16 protein-coding genes and 1 tRNA gene are annotated in these 17,651 nt (G+C 67.0%); 10 read left to right on the forward strand and 7 right to left on the reverse strand.

Translation table 11 applies throughout. The features are described from left to right. Window positions 1-30: 30 nt before the first annotated feature. A complete protein-coding gene (locus tag CEK29_RS21360) occupies window positions 31-1,863 on the reverse strand; it encodes a gamma-glutamyltransferase family protein (RefSeq protein WP_094859283.1) in 1,833 nt (610 codons plus the stop codon). A gap of 106 nt (window positions 1,864-1,969) precedes the next feature. On the opposite strand from CEK29_RS21360, the gene CEK29_RS21365 reads away from it, so the two are divergent. The 3 genes from CEK29_RS21365 to CEK29_RS21375 all read left to right on the forward strand — a co-directional run bounded on the left by CEK29_RS21365 (window position 1,970) and on the right by CEK29_RS21375 (window position 4,252). After that, window positions 1,970-2,938: a LysR substrate-binding domain-containing protein gene (locus CEK29_RS21365; protein ID WP_094859284.1), complete on the forward strand. Its 969-nt coding sequence runs from the start codon at window positions 1,970-1,972 to the stop codon at window positions 2,936-2,938. Between the two features lie 156 nt (window positions 2,939-3,094). Beyond that, window positions 3,095-3,736, forward strand: coding sequence for a type II toxin-antitoxin system TacA family antitoxin (locus tag CEK29_RS21370; protein WP_094859285.1), 642 nt, complete (start codon window positions 3,095-3,097; stop codon window positions 3,734-3,736). 6 nt (window positions 3,737-3,742) lie between these two features. Continuing rightward, a complete protein-coding gene (locus CEK29_RS21375) occupies window positions 3,743-4,252 on the forward strand; it encodes a GNAT family N-acetyltransferase (protein WP_094859286.1) in 510 nt (169 codons plus the stop codon). Window positions 4,253-4,434: 182 nt separating this feature from the next. On the opposite strand, the gene CEK29_RS21380 is transcribed toward CEK29_RS21375, so the two are convergent. The 3 genes from CEK29_RS21380 to CEK29_RS21390 form a co-directional block, all read right to left on the reverse strand. After that, window positions 4,435-4,511: transfer RNA gene (locus CEK29_RS21380), tRNA-Pro, on the reverse strand. 107 nt (window positions 4,512-4,618) lie between these two features. Continuing rightward, entirely contained in the window at window positions 4,619-5,584 is a 966-nt protein-coding gene (ispB, locus tag CEK29_RS21385) for an octaprenyl diphosphate synthase (protein ID WP_094804554.1), read from the reverse strand. 131 nt (window positions 5,585-5,715) lie between these two features. Beyond that, a complete protein-coding gene (locus tag CEK29_RS21390; RefSeq protein WP_094859287.1) occupies window positions 5,716-6,903 on the reverse strand; it encodes a fumarylacetoacetate hydrolase family protein in 1,188 nt (395 codons plus the stop codon). 137 nt (window positions 6,904-7,040) lie between these two features. On the opposite strand from CEK29_RS21390, the gene CEK29_RS21395 reads away from it, so the two are divergent. The 5 genes from CEK29_RS21395 to proB all read left to right on the forward strand — a co-directional run bounded on the left by CEK29_RS21395 (window position 7,041) and on the right by proB (window position 11,538). Then, on the forward strand, window positions 7,041-7,820 hold the full coding sequence (locus CEK29_RS21395) for an IclR family transcriptional regulator (RefSeq protein ID WP_094859288.1): 780 nt from the start codon (window positions 7,041-7,043) through the stop codon (window positions 7,818-7,820). Window positions 7,821-8,245: 425 nt separating this feature from the next. Further along, the gene (gene rplU / locus CEK29_RS21400; protein ID WP_094804560.1) at window positions 8,246-8,557 is read left to right on the forward strand and encodes a 50S ribosomal protein L21; all 312 of its coding nucleotides are present in this window, start codon (window positions 8,246-8,248) and stop codon (window positions 8,555-8,557) included. Window positions 8,558-8,580: 23 nt separating this feature from the next. After that, window positions 8,581-8,841: a 50S ribosomal protein L27 gene (rpmA, locus tag CEK29_RS21405; protein WP_094804562.1), complete on the forward strand. Its 261-nt coding sequence runs from the start codon at window positions 8,581-8,583 to the stop codon at window positions 8,839-8,841. A gap of 310 nt (window positions 8,842-9,151) precedes the next feature. After that, entirely contained in the window at window positions 9,152-10,324 is a 1,173-nt protein-coding gene (gene obgE / locus CEK29_RS21410) for a GTPase ObgE (RefSeq protein ID WP_094859289.1), read from the forward strand. A gap of 77 nt (window positions 10,325-10,401) precedes the next feature. After that, window positions 10,402-11,538: a glutamate 5-kinase gene (proB, locus tag CEK29_RS21415; protein ID WP_094804565.1), complete on the forward strand. Its 1,137-nt coding sequence runs from the start codon at window positions 10,402-10,404 to the stop codon at window positions 11,536-11,538. 78 nt (window positions 11,539-11,616) lie between these two features. On the opposite strand, the gene CEK29_RS21420 is transcribed toward proB, so the two are convergent. Next, the gene (locus CEK29_RS21420; RefSeq protein ID WP_094804567.1) at window positions 11,617-12,393 is read right to left on the reverse strand and encodes a response regulator transcription factor; all 777 of its coding nucleotides are present in this window, start codon (window positions 12,391-12,393) and stop codon (window positions 11,617-11,619) included. Between the two features lie 165 nt (window positions 12,394-12,558). On the opposite strand from CEK29_RS21420, the gene CEK29_RS21425 reads away from it, so the two are divergent. Then, on the forward strand, window positions 12,559-12,990 hold the full coding sequence (locus CEK29_RS21425; protein ID WP_094859290.1) for a helix-turn-helix domain-containing protein: 432 nt from the start codon (window positions 12,559-12,561) through the stop codon (window positions 12,988-12,990). 199 nt (window positions 12,991-13,189) lie between these two features. On the opposite strand, the gene CEK29_RS21430 is transcribed toward CEK29_RS21425, so the two are convergent. Then, on the reverse strand, window positions 13,190-13,825 hold the full coding sequence (locus CEK29_RS21430; RefSeq protein ID WP_255176229.1) for a SecDF P1 head subdomain-containing protein: 636 nt from the start codon (window positions 13,823-13,825) through the stop codon (window positions 13,190-13,192). A gap of 327 nt (window positions 13,826-14,152) precedes the next feature. Here CEK29_RS21430 and thiC point away from each other — a divergent pair, with 327 nt between their 5' ends. Then, window positions 14,153-16,066, forward strand: a complete 1,914-nt coding sequence (gene thiC, locus CEK29_RS21435; protein WP_094859291.1) for a phosphomethylpyrimidine synthase ThiC — start codon at window positions 14,153-14,155, stop codon at window positions 16,064-16,066. Between the two features lie 80 nt (window positions 16,067-16,146). Here the strand turns inward: thiC and CEK29_RS21440 are convergent, their stop codons facing one another. Beyond that, the gene (locus CEK29_RS21440; protein WP_094804573.1) at window positions 16,147-17,577 is read right to left on the reverse strand and encodes an aldehyde dehydrogenase family protein; all 1,431 of its coding nucleotides are present in this window, start codon (window positions 17,575-17,577) and stop codon (window positions 16,147-16,149) included. Window positions 17,578-17,651: the final 74 nt, after the last annotated feature.

Below are 17,651 nucleotides of genomic sequence, written 5' to 3' on the forward strand. Positions count from 1 at the left end.
CGGCCTGATGTGCCGGCCGACCCGCCGATCTCAGCGGCCTACCGCGTACCCCTGCATGCCGCGCGGATTCGCGCCAGCCTTGAGCAGCCAGCCGCCGCCGGCGCGCGTTTCGCGCGTGCACGCGCTGATGCGGCCTTCGGACCAGGGCGCCCCCACCACCAGCTCGTGACCCGCCGCGCGCAACGCCTCCTGCGTGGCCGCAGGCAGGCGCGATTCGACGGTGAGGCGATTGAGCGTGATGGCACGCGGCCAGAACGATCCCGGAAAATGATCGATGTGCCACGACGGCGCATCGATCGCCGCCTGCAGATTGAGCCCCGCGGCGTGACGCAGCAGGAACGACACCGTCCATTGATCCTGCTGATCGCCGCCCGGCGTGCCGAACGCCATGTAGGGCTGGCCGTCACGCAGCGCCAGACCCGGCGACAGCGTGGTCGAGGGGCGCTTGCCGGGCGCCAGAGTGCCCGGCAGTCCGTGGTCCAGCCAGGTCATCTGCAGGCGCGTGGTCAGCGAGAAACCCAGGCCCGGCACCACCGGACTCGACGACAGCCAGCCGCCCGACGGCGTGGCGGCCACCATGTTGCCGTGGCGATCCACCACGTCGATCTGGCAGGTATCGCCGACGAAGATCTCGCGCGCGGCCCACTCGGTCACGGGCGGCAGCGCCGCGAAGGTCGGCTCACCGACGCCGTAGCGCGTGTCCGCCTGCGCCAGCGTGCGCGTGGCGGCCTGCAGGTCCGGCAGGCGGGGTACCCGCCCACCCGGATTGCCAGGCCGCAGCATCGTGCTCGCCTGCCGGCCGATCTGCGCGGCGCGGCTGCGCGCGTATTCGGTGGAGAGCAGCTCCTGCACCGGCACGTCGACGAAGTCGGGGTCGCCATACCAGGCGCAGCGGTCGGCGAAGGCGAGCTTCGCGGCCTCCGCCACGCGGTGCACGAACTCGAACGAATCCGGCGCCAGGCCGGACATATCGAGTTCGCGCAGGATGGCAAGCTGCTGCAGATGCACGGGCCCTTGCGACCATGCGCCGCACTTGGCCACCGTGTAGCGCCCGTAGTCCAGCGTCACCGGCTCGTCGTAGCTCGCCTGCCAATCGGCCAGATCGGCCTTGCGCAGCAGGCCGCGGTTGCGCTCGCCCGTCGTGTCGCGGATCTGCGCGTGGGTGTAGAAATCGTCGATGGCGTCGGCCACGAAGCCGCGATACCAGATGTCGAGCGCGGCATCGATACGGCCACGCCGATCCGTGGCGCGCGCGTGCGCCTCGTCGAGAATGCGTTCGTAGGTGTCGGCGATGGCCGGTGTGCGCATGAGCGTGCCGGGCGCGGGCACCTTGCCGTCCGGCAGCCAGACCTCGGCCGACGACGTCCATTCCGCACGGAACAGTGCCTGCACGGCCAGGATGGCCTGCGAAATACGCGGCACCAGCGGAAAGCCGTCGCGTGCATAAGCGATGGCGGGCGCCAGCACATCCGCCAGCTCCCACGTGCCGTAGTCGCGCAACATCGTGAGCCACGCGCCGAACGCCCCCGGCACCGTCGCGGGCAGCAGCCCGATGCCGGGCACCAGATCGAGTCCCATGTTGCGGAAGTAGGCCGGATCCGCCAGCGCCGGCGCGGGCCCCTGCCCGCACAGGGCGCGCATGCGGCCCTCCTGCTCGCTCCAGAACAGGATGGGCACCTCGCCCCCCGGCCCGTTCAGATGCGGCTCGACGATCTGCAGCGTGAAGCCGCCCGCCACGGCGGCGTCGTAGGCATTGCCGCCGCGCTCCAGCACGCCCATCGCCACCTGCGAGGCCAGCCAGTGCGTGGACGACACCGCGCCGAACGTGCCTTGGATTTCAGGGCGGGTGGTGAAGTCGGACATGGAGCGGCGATCCTGGGTCGGGTTGATGGCGCTCAGTATAGAAGCCTGAAATAACTGAATTTGGCTATATTCGAATAGCTGCATAACCATTCAGGAATATCACGGCATGAGCCCCTCCCTGCCCAACCTGGCCCGGCGCCTCAAGCATCGCCACCTCGAGCTGCTGATCGCCATCGCCCATCACGGCTCGCTCACGCGCGTGGCCGCGCAGGCAGGCATCAGCCAGCCGGCGGCCACCAAGGCCCTGCTCGAGATCGAAGACATCTTCGAGGCGCCGCTGTTCCTGCGCACCGGCCGCGGCCTGCAGGCCACGCCGCTGGGCGAACTGGCCATCGCCCGCGCGCGCCGCATGCACAACGACCTCTCGCTCTGGGCGCGTGAGGTGCAGGCTTTGCAACAGGGCCACGCGGCGCACCTGCATGTGGGCGCGGTGCCCTACGTCTCGAGCGCCCTGCTGTCGGCGGCCATCGCCACCCTGCACGCGCGCCACGGCGTCACCCTCACCCTGCACCGCGCCACCACCGACCACCTGCTGCCGATGCTGCGCCGGCACGAGCTCGACTGCATGATCGGGCGCGTCTCCGCCTTCACCGAACTCGACGGCCTCGCGCACGAGGTGCTGTATCACCAGCGCCCCTGCCTGATCGCCCATGCGCAACTCGCGCGCCGCCTGCAGGCGCGCGCGCCCGACTGGGCCGGGGTCGCCGCCATGTGCTGGGTTTTGCCGGAAGTGAAAACGCCCACCCGCCACCTCATCGCCGAACACTTCATCCGACAAGGCCTGCCGCCGCCCACCCCGATCGTGGAGGCGTATTCCACGGATGTGATCGAAGGCCTGCTCGGCAACGACGACACGCTGATATCGGTGGTGCCCGAGGAGATCGCCCAGGAACTCGCCGCCCGCGGCCGCATCGGCCGCATCGACTGGGACTGGGGCTGGAACCTGCCCCCCATCAACCTGATCCGCCGCGTCCGCAGCGACGAACGCACCCCGGCCGCCGAGGCGGCGCTCGAAGACATCCTCAGGGAATACTGCGCCCGCATGCCGGCCGACAACAACGGCGGCAAACGATAAGGCAACCTCGCTTGCCGCGCTGCCCGCGGCTGGCCGGGCCCCTGTTGCCGTCAGTCCATTGACTCCGTCCGAAACGCCGAGAGGAATCGTCGCCCCTGTACGGCCGAGTCCGTACAATCATCGGGTACGTATTTGTCAGTACAAGGAGTGACTGCCATGGCAGCTCGCCGCAGCGATCCGACGCCACCGCCCAAAGCTGTCGAGAAGCGCAAGCGTCCGGCTCGCGATCCAAAGAGCTCTTCCACGGGCTTGGTGCTGGCCGAGCCTGATGTGAGCTATGGCGCTGCCAGCCAACGGCAGGCCGCACACCCGTCTCACGCAAGCAAGCATCGCTCGCTGGTGAACGAATCTCCGGGGTCCGCCCTGCTTGAAGACCGCCCCCTGCAAGCCGCCACCCCGGCGCGAGCGCGAGTCAGGCAAGCGCGCGCAACCGAGCTCGAACGCGCATCGAGCAACATCGTTGGTCAACTGCGCAAGCTCATCGCTCAAGAGCTCAAACGCATCGACGAACCGCGCACTGCGCGGCTGGATGCCAGATTGACGGCAAAAGAGCGCGCTGTCATTCAGCGCGCCGCCGATATTTCCGGACGATCCTTATCCGACTTCGTGGTACACGCGGCCCACCAGGCCGCCCTGCAAGAAATCGAGCAGCAGGTGATTTTGCAGCTGTCCGGGCGCGACTCGGACACGCTCGCCGCCGCCCTCGAAACCGAGCCCGCCGAACCCACCGCCGCGTTCAAACGCGCGGTTGCACTTCGAGACCGGATATTGCGCGGCACCAAGCCAGAGAAGGAATGATGCGGAATGCCGTTCACATTGATGTCTTTCTCGAAGTCCATTGATCGTAAGGACTTTTGCTGTGGCACGCCGGAACTCGATAAGTACTTTGTCGAGCAGTTGGGGCAGGACGAAGGGAGAGATGCCACTCGCGCGTATCTGCTTTTGAGCAACCATGCGGTAGCGGGCTTCTTCACTCTTTCGGCAGGCGCCGTGGAATTGACACGTTTGCCCCCAACGTTGCTGAAGCAAGTAGCTCGGTACGCCCAACTGCCCGCCGCCGTTATCGGTCGGCTCGCGGTGGACCAACGGTTCAAGGGTCAGGGCTTGGGCGGACTACTGTTAGCCGAGGCACTGGGCATGGCCGTCGCGGGCCCGCTTGCTGTGACGGTTGCACTGGTCGACGCCAAGGATGAGGGCGCGGCAGCCTTCTATCGCAAGTATGGGTTTGTCTCACTGCCGGACGTCAGCCCGCTGAAGCTCTTTATGACGGCAAAGGGCGCCCGCAGGGCAATCGAAGCGTCGACCCGATCGTAGTCGTGACGCGAGCGCGCGATCACTGCCTGGCGCCATCGTGGGCGACGCATCTTGACTACACAGATAAGGCAGACGCAAAAAAGCCGGCAGTGCTTGCGCGCTACCGGCTCTTGCCGACGGTGTTTTTCAACACCACTGACGATGCTTCGGGAACATCGTCAAAAATTCAACCACAGTGTAAGTGGTCGGGGCGAGAGGATTCGAACCTCCGACTCCTGCGTCCCGAACGCAGTACTCTACCAGACTGAGCTACGCCCCGATTCTCTACAACTGCTTTGGCTTTTCAGCCACTTGCTTTTGGCTTTGCAGCCACACGCTTTTCGCTTTTCAGCCACATTCAGCCTGACCAAAAACCGCCGAAAAACGTTAGCGATCTCTGTTCACCGCGAAAGCGCAGAATTCTACCAGAGAATTTTTAAAAGTGGAAACGGGGTAGTTCGCGAGGGCATCGCGAGCCCGTTGTGCCTCGGCTTCGGCGGCCTCGCGGGCGTGCTGGAGCGCGTCGGTCTGCTGGATGGCCTGGGCCACCGCGGCGAAGTCGGCGTCACCGGTGGTGATGGCGTCACGGATCAATTGCTGCTGCTCGGGCGTGCCGACTTCCATCACGCGGATGAGCGGCAGCGTGGGCTTGCCCTCGCGCAGATCGTCGCCGACGTTCTTGCCCAGCGCGAGCGCGTCGCCGCTGTAGTCCAGCACGTCGTCGATCAACTGGAACGCCGTGCCGACGTGGCGGCCATAGGCCGCGGCGGCTTCTTCCTGTTCGGGAGTGGCGCCGGCCAGCACCGCGCCCACCTGGGCCGCGGCTTCGAACAGCTTGGCGGTCTTGTAGCGCACGACCTGGAGGTAGCGCTCTTGCGACACCTCGGGATCATGCACGTTCAGCAATTGCAGCACCTCACCCTCGGCGATCACCGTGGTGGCCTGCGAGAGGATCTGCATGATGCGCATCGAGTCGGCCTCGACCATCATCTCGAACGAGCGCGAATACAGGTAGTCGCCGACCAGCACGCTGGCGGCATTGCCGAACACCGCGTTCGCGGTGTCGCGGCCACGGCGCTTGTCGGACTCATCGACCACATCGTCGTGCAACAGCGTGGCGGTGTGGATGAATTCCACCACCGCGGCCAGCAGCTGATGATGCGTGCCTTGATAGCCCAGCGCCCGCGCCACCATCAGCACCATGGCCGGCCGCATGCGCTTGCCGCCCGCGCCGATGATGTAGTCACCGATGGTTCGAATGAGCACGACCTCGGAGTTCAGGCGCTCGCGGATAACCGCGTCGACGGCCTTCATGTCGTCGGCAATGGGGGCGATCAGCTCGGAGAGATTCAAAGCGTTTCCGGGGGAGATGATGCGAGCCGACCCACGGCTCGTTGCTTGGGGCCGGCGGACTGCGCCGCCAGGCCGGGGTCGGCGGAATTATACGTGCTGCGCCCCGCCCCCTCCGGATGGACGCCGGGTTGTTACAGCCCGCGTTCGCGCAAGTTGGCGTAAAGGGCGCGGACACCGAAGGTCCAGGGCGCAATCTGGTCGGAGCGGGCCACGCGATTGACCAGGGCGCCCAGGCGCGGCGAACCGATCCTGACCACATCCCCCTCGCGATGAGTAAAGCCGGTGCCCGGACCCGCGCGGTCCTGGGTCGGCGAGAACATCGTGCCGAGAAACAGCATGAAGCCATCGGGATACTGATGGTGCGTGCCGCAGGTCTGGCGCACCAGGTCGGCGGGGTCGCGGCTGATCTCGGCCATGTGGCTCACGCCGTCGATCACGAAGCCATCGGTTCCGTCGATGCGCAGCGACACGTCGGCATGGCGCACGTCGTCCAGCGTGTAGTGTTCGTCGATCAGGCGGATGAACGGGCCGATCGCGCACGAGCCGTTGTTGTCCTTGGCCTTGGTCAGCAGCAGCGCGCTGCGGCCCTCGATGTCGCGCAGGTTCACGTCGTTGCCCAACGCCGCGCCGGCGATCTCGCCGCGCGAGGTCACGGCCAGCACGATCTCGGGCTCCGGGTTATTCCACTCCGACACCGGATGCAGCCCGATCCAGGCCCCGGATCCCACCGACGCCATCGGCGGCGTCTTGGAAAACACCTCCGCGTCGGGCCCGATTCCCACTTCGAGATATTGCGACCACTGTCCGCGGGCCTGCAGCTCGGCCTTCAGGCGCATGGCCTGCTCCGAGCCGGGCACCAGTTGCGACAGGTCCGTGCCGATCAGTTCGTGCAGCCGCGCGCGGATCGTCTCGGCCTGGCTCGCGTCGCCACCCGCCTGCTCCTCGATCAGGCGCTCGAGCAGGCTTACCGCGAACGTCACGCCCGCGGCCTTGACCGGCTGCAGATCGCACGGCGCCAGCAGGCGCGGCTGGCCGGCCTGGCCCGAGCGCGCGAGCAGGTCCGCGACCGGGCCCAGCGAGGGGCCGTCCGCCTGACGCGCCAGCGCGACACGATCGGGCCGCTCCAGCAGATCCGACACGGTCGGCACGGCCGCCGTGATGTCGAACACCTCGCCGCGGCGCACCACCACCACGGCCGGCCCGTTGGCCGGGGCGCCCAGCCAGACGCGCCCGATCAGGAGCGCCTGGTCCAGGTCTTCGGGCAGGTCGTGGGCGGCGTCGAGCGCGAAGTCGGCGTAGGCCGAAGCGGGGGAAGTCATGGCGAGTCTCCTGGCGTGCGCCGCGCGCGGCGGCGTTCTGAATGACGATCGGGGTGGGAAAGCCTGGAATCAGTCTAGGAGGCGAGCGCGCCACTCGTCCAATATAATGGCGCCTTATCCAATATATTGGACAGATCATGAGCGAGCGCGTCGCGTCCTACGAAGTCCCCGCCATCGCGCGGGCCGACGAGATCCTGCGGCGTCTCGCCGAACGCGGGTCGCCGGTGCGTCCAGCCGACCTGGCGCGGGACTGCGGCATGCCGCGCAGCTCGCTGTACCTGCTGCTCGAGACGCTGGAGGCGCGGCGCTGGATCGAGCGGACGGGCGAAGGCTATGTGATCGGCCTGGCCCTGCTCTCGCTGGGGTCCGCCTATCTACGTCACGACAGCCTCGAACCCGCGTTTCGCGACGCGGCGGCCGCGTTCGTGGCGCGTCACAACGAGGTCATGCAGCTCGCCATGCTGGACGGCACCGACGTGGCCTACCTCGCCCGTGAAGACGCACGCCGCCCCGTGCGGCTCGTGACCGACCCGGGCTCGCGGCTGCCGGCTCATGCCTGCGCCCTGGGCAAGGCCCTGCTGGCCAGCTTCAGCGATGCCGACGTGCTCGCGCGTCTGCCCTCGCCCCTGCCCGCCCTGACCGAGCGCACGGTCACCGACCCCGCGGCACTGCTCGCCGAGCTCGCCACCGCGCGGCGCACCGGCGTGGCCCTGGACCTCGAGGAAGTGAGCGCCGGCCTGAGCTGCTATGCCGCCTACGTGGGCCAGACGGCGCTGGGGCGCCGGGTGGCGATCAGCACCTCGCTGCCGGCGGACCGCCTCGACCCGCGCCATGCGGACGCCGTGCGCGCCGGGCTGCTGGACGCCGCCCGCCAGATCGCGGCGCGGGTGACGGTGGGCGACCGTCCGGGCGGCTGAACGTCAGGGTGGCTGAATGTCAGGGGCAGCCGACCGTGACGCCCACGCCACACGCTAAGCCCTTCTAGCGCAACGCCTTTTTGACTTTTCCACAGCCCCCGGCTAGAATCCTCGATTCGGCTTATTGGCCGAAAAAAGCACGTGGCGCAGGAATGCCTCGTCGTGCCGGATCCGCAGTAGTAACCTGCAGCAGTAACCGCAGTAGCCAATCCACGGATCTGGAGACCACGACCCCGGCTATCCACGGCAAGAAGCATCGCGCGGTTACCGCTACGATCTTCACGTCCGGATACTCCACCCCGGTGGATCGAACCTATCAGGCACAGACCCCCGGCGCACTTCTTCGGAAGCCGCGCCCTGAACGTCCACCCGATCACGGATCGTCCCTGCACCACGAGCCCCACATCTTTCCAAGGATATATCCCATGTACGCGGTCGTAAAAACCGGTGGCAAGCAGTATCGCGTTGCCGCTGGCGAAAAACTCAAGGTAGAACAGATACCTGCTGACATCGGGCAAGAAATCACCCTGGATCAAGTGCTGTCCGTGGGCGAAGGCGACCAACTCAAAGTTGGTACGCCCCTCGTCGCTGGCGCCGTGATCAAGGCTACGGTTCTTGCGCATGGCCGGCACGACAAGGTCAAGATCTTCAAGATGCGCCGTCGCAAGCACTATCAGAAGCGTCAGGGCCACCGTCAGAACTACACCGAGATCCGCATCGAAGCCATCACGGCTTGATCCCGGTATTCAGGAGCTAAAACATGGCACAGAAAAAGGGCGGCGGCTCTACGCGTAACGGTCGCGATTCCGAATCGAAGCGACTGGGCGTCAAGGTTTATGGCGGCCAACAAATCTCGGCAGGCGGCATCATCGTGCGTCAGCGCGGTACCCGCTTTCACCCGGGCGTGAACGTCGGCGTGGGCAAGGATCACACCCTGTTCGCACTGACCGACGGCAAGGTCCAGTTCGGCACCAAGGGTGCTCTGAACAAGGCCATCGTGTCGGTCGTCGCCGCCGAGTAATCGGTCGCGTCACACGCACGGCAAAAAGCCCTGCCGCACGCGGCGGGGCTTTTTGTTTTAAGGCAAAATATCCGGCACAGGATCCCTGCCCGGCAGCGCGTCTGCCGAGGAATCCCGGACTTCATATACCCCTGCGGGCAAGCACGCGGGCGAGATGCGCGATCAGCGACGCGGCACATGACACAGGGCAACACGGCCCGCCATGGCCTCGCATACGACCTCGCAACGCCACGCACGGCATCACCGGCCGCCACCGCGGCGCCTTCGGGCGCGCGAGCGACACGGCCCCGCTCACTGACCAGACACGCACATGAAATTCGTAGACGAAGCCACCATCGAGGTCATCGCCGGCAAAGGCGGCAATGGCGTGGCGAGCTTTCGCCGCGAGAAATTCATCCCCAGGGGTGGCCCTGATGGCGGTGATGGCGGTCGCGGCGGCAGCATCTATGCCGTGGCCGATCGCAACATCAACACGCTGATCGATTTCCGCTACGCTCGCCTGCACCGCGCCAAAAACGGCGAAAACGGCCGCGGCTCCGACCAATACGGCGCGGCCGCGCCCGACATCACGCTGCGCGTGCCGGTCGGCACCGTCGTGCACGACGCCGACACCGGCGAAGTGCTGTTCGACCTCGACCGCCACGAAGAACAGGTCACGCTCGCCGCCGGCGGCTCGGGCGGCCTGGGCAACCTGCATTTCAAGTCCAGCACCAACCGCGCGCCGCGCCAATGGACGCCGGGCAAAGAAGGCGAACAACGCCGCCTGCGCCTCGAGCTCAAGGTGCTGGCCGACGTCGGCCTGCTGGGCCTGCCCAACGCGGGCAAGTCCACGCTGATCAGCCGTATTTCGAATGCGCGCCCCAAGATCGCCGATTACCCCTTCACCACGCTGCATCCCAATCTGGGCGTGGTGCGCACCTCCGCCGCACGCAGCTTCGTGGTCGCCGACATCCCCGGCCTCATCGAAGGCGCCTCCGAAGGCGCCGGCCTGGGCCATCTGTTCCTGCGCCATCTGGCGCGCACGCGCGTGCTGCTGCATCTCGTGGATGTCTCGAGCCAGGATCCCGACACGGATCCCATCGACGCCGCCGTGGACGGTGCGCGCGCGATCGTCGAAGAGCTGCGCCGCTACGATCCCGAGCTCGCCGCCAAGCCGCGCTGGCTCGTGCTCAACAAGCTCGACATGGTCCAGGACCCCGAATCCGCCCGCAAGCGCTTCTGCGAAGCCTTCGAATGGAACGGCCCGGTGTTCGCGATCGCCGCCATCAGCGGCGAGGGCACGCAGGATCTGATCTGGGCGCTGCAAGACTACCTCGACGCCGAGAAGCAAAAAGACCTGATCGCCCAGGACCAGGCCGAAGGCACGTATGTGCACGACGACCCGCGTTTCGATACGACGCGCGGTTCAGTGCAGGCCAGTGCGGCGCCGGGCGCGGTGCAGACCGGCGCGGCGCAGACCGAGCCGCGTGACGGTGACGAATAAGCCATAATCGCAGTCCGTCACCGCGCCGCCCGGTTCGTCCGGGCGGTCTTTCGTCAACGTCTCGCCCGGTCATCGCCATGACTGCCCACACTGAAACCGTTTCCGTCGTCGCGCAGGCTCAGCGCCTGGTCGCCAAGGTCGGATCCTCGCTCGTCACCAACGAAGGCCGTGGCCTCGATCGCGCCGCGGTCGCTCACTGGGCCGCGCAGATCGCCGCCCTGCACAAGCAGGGCAAGCAGGTCGTGCTGGTATCCAGTGGCGCCATCGCCGAAGGCATGGCGCGTCTGGGATGGCGCAAGCGGCCGTCGGTCATGCACGAGCTGCAGGCCGCCGCCGCCGTGGGTCAGATGGGCCTGTGCCAGGCTTACGAAGCGGCGTTCGCGGAGTTCGGCCTGCGCACCGCGCAGATCCTGCTCACGCACGAGGATCTGGCCGATCGCCATCGCTATCTCAACGCCCGCTCCACGCTGTTTGCGCTGCTGCGCATGGGCGTGGTGCCGATCGTGAACGAAAACGACACCGTCGTGACCGACGAGATCCGCTTCGGCGACAACGACACGCTCGGTGCGCTGGTCACCAATCTGATCGAAGCCGACACGCTCATCATCCTCACGGACCAACGCGGCCTCTACGAAGCCGACCCGCGCAAGCAGCCCGATGCGAAATTCGTGCAGCACGCGCAGGCGGGCGACGCCACGCTCGAAGCCATGGCGGGCGGCGCCGGCAGCGGCGTGGGTACCGGCGGCATGCTGACCAAGATTCTGGCTGCCAAGCGCGCGGCTCACAGCGGCGCGCACACCGTGATCGCCTCGGGCCGCGAGCGCAACGTACTGATCCGCCTCTCGGAAGGCGAGTGCATCGGCACCGAGCTGCAAGCCGTGCTGCCGGTGTGGTCGGCGCGCAAGCAATGGCTGGCCGACCACCTGCGCCTGCGCGGCCGGGTGCAACTCGACGAAGGCGCCGTGCGCGCCCTGCTGCACGAGGGCAAGAGCCTGCTGCCGATCGGCGTCACGGCGGTCGAGGGCGAGTTCGAGCGTGGCGATGTGGTCGCCTGCGTCGATGCGCAGGGGCGCGAATGCGCGCGCGGCTTGGTGAATTACTCAGCGGCCGACACGCGCCGCATCATGCGCCAGCCCTCATCGCAGATCGCGTTCATCCTGGGCAGCATGACCGACCCCGAGCTCGTGCACCGCGACAACCTCGTGATCACCTGATCGCGGGGCAGCGGGCATCAGGGGCGACCCGGGCCCGCGAAACACATCCGACCATGACGCGCGGCATCGCCGCGCGCCTCATGCCTCGTCGAGAAACAGATAACCCCAGTTACGCACCGCGCAGACCGGCAGATCGACGCCGAGCTGCCGGGCCTTGTTGCGCAGACGCGCCACGGTGACGTCGTCGCCTCGCGACCCTTCGGCGCCGCCGGTGCGCGCCAGGCGTTGATTGGGCGCAGCCAGCAACCGGCTCATGAACAGCCCCTCGGCCGCCGTGAGCGGCACCCGCACCGCGCCGGGCCCGTACAGATAACGGCTCGATGCGCAGATCCGCCAGCGCGACGGCCTCGCCCGCGCCGCTGAAGCGCTGCGCCAACGTTCGAAGATCGCGATCAGCTCGGCCGCCGTCCAGTCGTCCGAACCCTCGGGGGAGCAGCAGAGGTCGGCGCCGGCCTGCAAGGCCTGAATCCGCAGAAACGCCGACGCGCCGCCCAACAGCGCGACGCGCAAGGCCGGCCAGTGATGGGCCTGCAGATGGCGCAGCAATGCGATCACGCTGTCCGCGTGTTCCGCGTCGCCACTGAGCAGCACCACATCGGGCGCCTGCTCGCTCACGGCCGCGTCGGTCAGCGCGTGCGCGAGCAGCCCGTGCACGCGCCACCCGGAACGCCGCAGGTTGTCTTCGAGGGCGTCCGGGAAGAAGCCGGGGGGCCGGCACTGGACGTGCAGAATGACGCCACCGCCCTGCGCCGATGCCGCGATGTCCGGAGACAGCGGCGTCGTGCCGGGGAGCGGGGCCGGCTGGCCGTATGAGAAAGGTTCGGAGCCGGACGGGAGTGGTTCGGATATGTTCATGGGGACACCGCGCAACCAAAGGGCCGAGGACCGGAGACCCGCTGCCTTGCCAGGGCAGACGACCACTGCCGGATGAACCAACGCGACACCCCGGGGCGTCGCACATTATCACAATGTGATAGTCGGTATCACCACTGTAATACTGAACCAAGCTTCAATTCCGGGGTGAACACTTTCTCAGACCGACTGAAGCATGCACGACGTGTGCGCGGCTACACCCAGCACCAGCTTTCGCGGGTCAGCGGCGTGTCGCAAAGCGCCATCGCCAGCTACGAAAGCGGTCAGCGCCGATTCAGTCGCTCGGCGCAACAACTCGCGCATGCCCTGAAGATCGATCCGGTCTGGCTCGACACCGGGACGGGCTCGATGACGCCCGTGGTGCCGCAAACCACGACGACGCTGCGAGAGCCCTCGTCCGACGTTGCCTCCGACATCCACCCCTGGCCGTTCAGTGGCATGACCGCCGCCGAGTATCACGCCCTGAGCGCCGAACAGCAGCGCCTGATCGACTCGGTGTTGCGCACGATGCTGCGTGAGTTTCAGTCCGCGAGTCTGCCCGCTTCCCCGGCACCGCCCGCGCCCCGGCGCGGGCGCTGAATCCCTCCTGCGTATCCCCAACGCCCGCCTGATGGATGGCGGTACCGCCGCGCGCGGGTACGCGCACCCTCGTCGCGCGCGCTCGTGTCCTGGCGACCCGCCCGTGCGGATCGCGTGCGCATCGCGCCGAACATGACACCCCAATAAAAAAACCCCCGGATGCCGAAGCAGCCGGGGGTTTGCACCTTGGCCTGCGCGATCAGGGGCGCGCGGGCTGGTTGGGCGAGTTCGACGGCTCGGCCTGTTGAGCCGGCGTACGACCGTTCGGAGCAGCGGCGCCCGGAGCAGCGGCTCCCGGAGCGGCGGCTCCCGGAGCAGCGGCTCCCGGCGCATCTCCACGGATCTTGGCGGCGATGGCGGCGGCGGCCTGCTCGGACGGCACGCCGAAGGCCAGCACGCCGCGGTTCAGCGGCTCGGCGATCTTCGGGGCGGCGACCAGTTCACGGTCGAGCACCAGCGCCAGCATCTTGCCGACGTTCTGCGAGCTCACGTCGTTGAGCTTGCGTGCACCGGCTTCGGTGAAACGCAGGCCCACGAAGTTCTGGCCCTGGCGATCGACCAGCGCGGCGGCTTCGGTGAGATCGGCGCGCGTCAGAACCGGCTGGCGCTGCATGTACAGCGAGCCGTCCGGCACCTTGACCTCGGCCAGGCCGGCGCCCGGTTGCGTCTGGGCGATGTAGAACTCGACGGAGGACGCGGTCGCGGGCTGTGCCGGCTGCGTCGTGGCGGGCGTAGCGGCGCTCTTGTCGCCCGTCTTGGAGGGAGTTGTACAACCCGCCAGCACCAGAGCCATGAGCGCCACGGCGGGTGCCAATTTACGCACAGTCAGTTGCATGATGGATTTCCTTCTTAGGTTGCAGACAGTGATGACGAGCCAGGAGGGCGGGTCGCATCCTGGCATTGAAAAAAGTGTACAGGGGCAATCCGCCACCTGTTAGTGCCGACTGCTTCCAGATGTAAATAGCCAATACCGCCTATACTGCGGGCTCGCAGGGGTACTCGTGTCCGGCAACGGCACACGTGTTGAGAGAGTCCCTTCGTACCAGTACGGATAATGCCGATGCTGGGAGCGATTTCCGCAATGCCCACCGGCTCAGGCCGGCTCGCGCGCGCACGCGGAATCTCCCGATTCGGCTCCAACATTTTCTCTTGGAGCTTTTCAATGAACGCCAATCCCAAGTTTCTGGCCGCCACCGCCGAAGTCGACGCCGCGGCCGTGGCCCCCTTGCCGCAATCGCGCAAGGTCTACCAGACCGGCAGCCGCCCCGATCTGCGCGTGCCCTTTCGCGAGATCAGCCAGGCCGATACACCCACGATGTTCGGCGGCGAGCAGAACCCGCCGCTCACGGTGTACGACACCAGCGGGCCCTACACCGATCCGGCGGCACGCATCGACATCCGCGCCGGCCTGCCCGAACTGCGCCGCGCCTGGATCGATGAGCGGGGCGACGTCGAGGTGCTCGACGGCCCGACCAGCGAATACGGCCAGGCGCGCCTCGCCGATCCCAAGCTGACCGCCATGCGCTTCGACCTGCGCCGTCCGCCGCGCCGGGCCCGCGCCGGCGCCAATGTCACGCAGATGCACTATGCGCGCCGCGGCCTCGTGACACCCGAGATGGAATTCGTGGCCATACGCGAGAACCTGCGCCGCGAGCAGTACATCGAGACCTTGCGTGCCAGTGGGCCCGATGGCGAGAAGCTGGCGCGCCGCCTGCTGCGCCAGCATCCCGGCCAGTCGTTCGGCGCCGCGCTGCCCAGCGCGATCACGCCCGAGTTCGTGCGCGACGAAATCGCGCGCGGCCGCGCCATCATTCCGGCCAACATCAATCACCCCGAAATCGAACCGATGATCATCGGCCGCAACTTCCTGGTGAAGATCAACGCCAACATCGGCAACTCGGCCGTGAGCTCCGGGATCGGGGAGGAAGTCGAGAAGATGACCTGGGCGATCCGCTGGGGCGGCGACACCGTGATGGACCTGTCCACCGGCAAGCACATCCACGAAACGCGCGAATGGATCATCCGCAATTCGCCCGTGCCCATCGGCACGGTGCCGATCTACCAGGCGCTCGAGAAGGTCGATGGCAAGGCCGAAGACCTCACCTGGGAGATCTTCCGCGACACGCTCATCGAACAGGCCGAACAGGGCGTCGATTACTTCACCATCCATGCCGGCGTGCGCCTGCCCTTCATTCCCATGACCGCCGATCGCATGACCGGCATCGTGTCGCGCGGCGGCTCGATCATGGCCAAGTGGTGTCTGGCGCATCACAAAGAGAGCTTCCTGTACGAACGCTTCGAAGACATCTGCGAGATCATGAAGGCCTACGACGTGAGCTTCTCGCTCGGCGACGGCCTGCGTCCCGGCTCGGGCTACGATGCCAACGACGAGGCGCAGTTCGCCGAGCTGAAGACGCTGGGCGAGCTCACGCAGGTGGCCTGGAAGCACGACGTGCAGGTCATGATCGAAGGCCCCGGCCACGTGCCGATGCAGATGATCAAAGAAAACATGGAGCTGCAGCTCGAGCATTGCCAGGAAGCGCCGTTCTACACGCTGGGACCGCTGACGACCGACATCGCGCCGGGCTACGACCACATCACCTCGGGCATCGGCGCCGCGCTGATCGGCTGGTACGGCACCGCGATGCTGTGCTACGTCACGCCGAAGGAACACCTGGGCCTGCCCAACAAGAAGGACGTGAAGGACGGCATCATCACGTACAAGATCGCGGCCCACGCCGCCGATCTGGCCAAGGGCCATCCGGGCGCCGCCATCCGCGACAACGCGCTCTCTAAGGCCCGCTTCGAGTTCCGCTGGGATGACCAGTTCAACCTTGGACTCGACCCCGACACGGCCAAGGAGTTCCACGATGAGACGCTGCCGAAAGACTCGATGAAGGTGGCCCACTTCTGCTCGATGTGCGGCCCGCACTTCTGCAGCATGAAGATCACCCAGGACGTGCGCGACTATGCCGCGTCGCAGGGCGTGTCGGACCAGCAGGCGCTGCAGCAAGGCATGCAGGAGAAGGCGGTCGAGTTCGTCAAGAAGGGCGCCGAGGTGTATCACCGCACCTGACGCGCCATCCGTCCCATCGGTTGCGCGCGCAACGAAAAATCCCCGGCCGATGGCCGGGGATTTTTATCGTGCCTGCCGCATCAGGATGCGGTGTACGAGGTCTTGACGGTGGTGTAGAACTCGGCGGCATGACGGCCCTGCTCGCGCGGACCGTAGCTCGAGCCCTTGCGGCCGCCGAACGGCACGTGATAGTCGACACCCGCCGTCGGGCAGTTGACCATCACCATGCCGGCCTGCGCTTCGCGCTTGAAGTGCGTGGCATGCTTGAGCGAGGTGGTGCAGATCCCCGACGACAGACCGAACTCGGTGTCGTTGGCGAGCTCCAGCGCCTGCTCGTAGCTGTCGACCGGAATCACGGACGCCACCGGCCCGAAGATTTCTTCGCGGCTGATGCGCATGTTGTTGTCGCAATCGGCGAACAGCGCGGGCGTCAGGTAGAAGCCTTCGGTGGCGCGCTTGACCTGTTCGCCGCCGGTGACCAGGCGGGCGCCTTCGTCGCGGCCGATCGCCACATAGCTCAGGTCCTGCTCGAGCTGGCTCTGGTCGACCACGGGGCCGATGTCGGTGCCGGCCAGCAGCGCGTCGTCGATCTTCAGGCCTTCGAGGCGAGCCTGCACGGCCTCGAGGAACTTCGGATAGATGCCCTTCTGGACGATCAGGCGGCTCGACGCCGTGCAACGCTGACCGGTCGAGAAGAATGCGCCGTTGACCGCGCATTCGACGGCCGTCTTGAGGTCGGCGTCGTCGAGCACGACCAGGGGATTCTTGCCGCCCATCTCGAGCTGCACCTTGGCCATGCGGCCCATCGCGGCCTCGAGCACGCGGCGGCCGGTGCCGACCGAACCCGTGAAGCTGATGGCGTTGACGCGCTTGTCGGACAGGAAGGCCTGGCCCACGACGGTGCCACGGCCCATCACCAGATTGAACGCACCGGCCGGCAGGCCCGCGCGGCTCAGGATCTCGGACAGCGCCCAGGCGCTGCCCGGCACCAGATCGGCCGGCTTGAACACCACGGTGTTGCCATAAGCCAGGGCCGGGGCGATCTTCCAGGCCGGAATCGCGATCGGGAAGTTCCAGGGCGCGATGATGCCGACCACGCCGACGGGTTCGCGCGTGATGTCGGCTTCGATGTTGGGACGCGTCATGGGCAGCTTTTCGCCCTGGATACGCAGCGCCTCGCCAGCGAAGAACTTGAAGATGTAGCCGGCGCGGGTCACCTCGCCGATACCCTCGGGTAGCGTCTTGCCCTCTTCGCGCGACAGCAGGCGGCCGAGCTCTTCCTTGCGCGCCAGCAGCTCGGTGCCGACGGCGTCGAGCACGTCGAAGCGGCGCTGGCCGGTCGAATGCGCCCATTCGTGCGACGCCGACACGGCGGCCGCGATCGCTTGCTGCGCCTGGGCCGCGTCGGCCTGGGCGTACTGACCGATCACATCGGCAAGGTTGGAGGGGTTGATGTTGGGACGAGCGTCGACGCCGTCGACCCAGGCGCCCCCGATAAAGTTCGCGTGCATTGTCTCAATTCCATGTGCAAGAGCCACGCGGGAAATCCGCGCGGCGGACTGACGTTCACTTCCGCTCTTTCTGT

The sequence above is a fragment of the Bordetella genomosp. 5 genome, from assembly GCF_002261475.1.
GTDB lineage: Bacteria > Pseudomonadota > Gammaproteobacteria > Burkholderiales > Burkholderiaceae_B > Bordetella.

Coding starts and splice junctions, on each gene's coding strand:
- CEK29_RS21360 (WP_094859283.1), bottom strand. CDS start 1,863: ATGTCCGACTTCACCACCCGCCCTGAAATCCAAGGCACGTTCGGCGCG.
- CEK29_RS21370 (WP_094859285.1), top strand. CDS start 3,095: ATGGCAGCTCGCCGCAGCGATCCGACGCCACCGCCCAAAGCTGTCGAG.
- rpmA (WP_094804562.1), top strand. CDS start 8,581: ATGGCACAGAAAAAGGGCGGCGGCTCTACGCGTAACGGTCGCGATTCC.
- thiC (WP_094859291.1), top strand. CDS start 14,153: ATGAACGCCAATCCCAAGTTTCTGGCCGCCACCGCCGAAGTCGACGCC.
- proB (WP_094804565.1), top strand. CDS start 10,402: ATGACTGCCCACACTGAAACCGTTTCCGTCGTCGCGCAGGCTCAGCGC.
- obgE (WP_094859289.1), top strand. CDS start 9,152: ATGAAATTCGTAGACGAAGCCACCATCGAGGTCATCGCCGGCAAAGGC.
- CEK29_RS21430 (WP_255176229.1), bottom strand. CDS start 13,825: ATGCAACTGACTGTGCGTAAATTGGCACCCGCCGTGGCGCTCATGGCT.
- CEK29_RS21365 (WP_094859284.1), top strand. CDS start 1,970: ATGAGCCCCTCCCTGCCCAACCTGGCCCGGCGCCTCAAGCATCGCCAC.
- CEK29_RS21440 (WP_094804573.1), bottom strand. CDS start 17,577: ATGCACGCGAACTTTATCGGGGGCGCCTGGGTCGACGGCGTCGACGCT.
- rplU (WP_094804560.1), top strand. CDS start 8,246: ATGTACGCGGTCGTAAAAACCGGTGGCAAGCAGTATCGCGTTGCCGCT.
- CEK29_RS21420 (WP_094804567.1), bottom strand. CDS start 12,393: ATGAACATATCCGAACCACTCCCGTCCGGCTCCGAACCTTTCTCATAC.
- CEK29_RS21395 (WP_094859288.1), top strand. CDS start 7,041: ATGAGCGAGCGCGTCGCGTCCTACGAAGTCCCCGCCATCGCGCGGGCC.
- CEK29_RS21390 (WP_094859287.1), bottom strand. CDS start 6,903: ATGACTTCCCCCGCTTCGGCCTACGCCGACTTCGCGCTCGACGCCGCC.
- CEK29_RS21375 (WP_094859286.1), top strand. CDS start 3,743: ATGCCGTTCACATTGATGTCTTTCTCGAAGTCCATTGATCGTAAGGAC.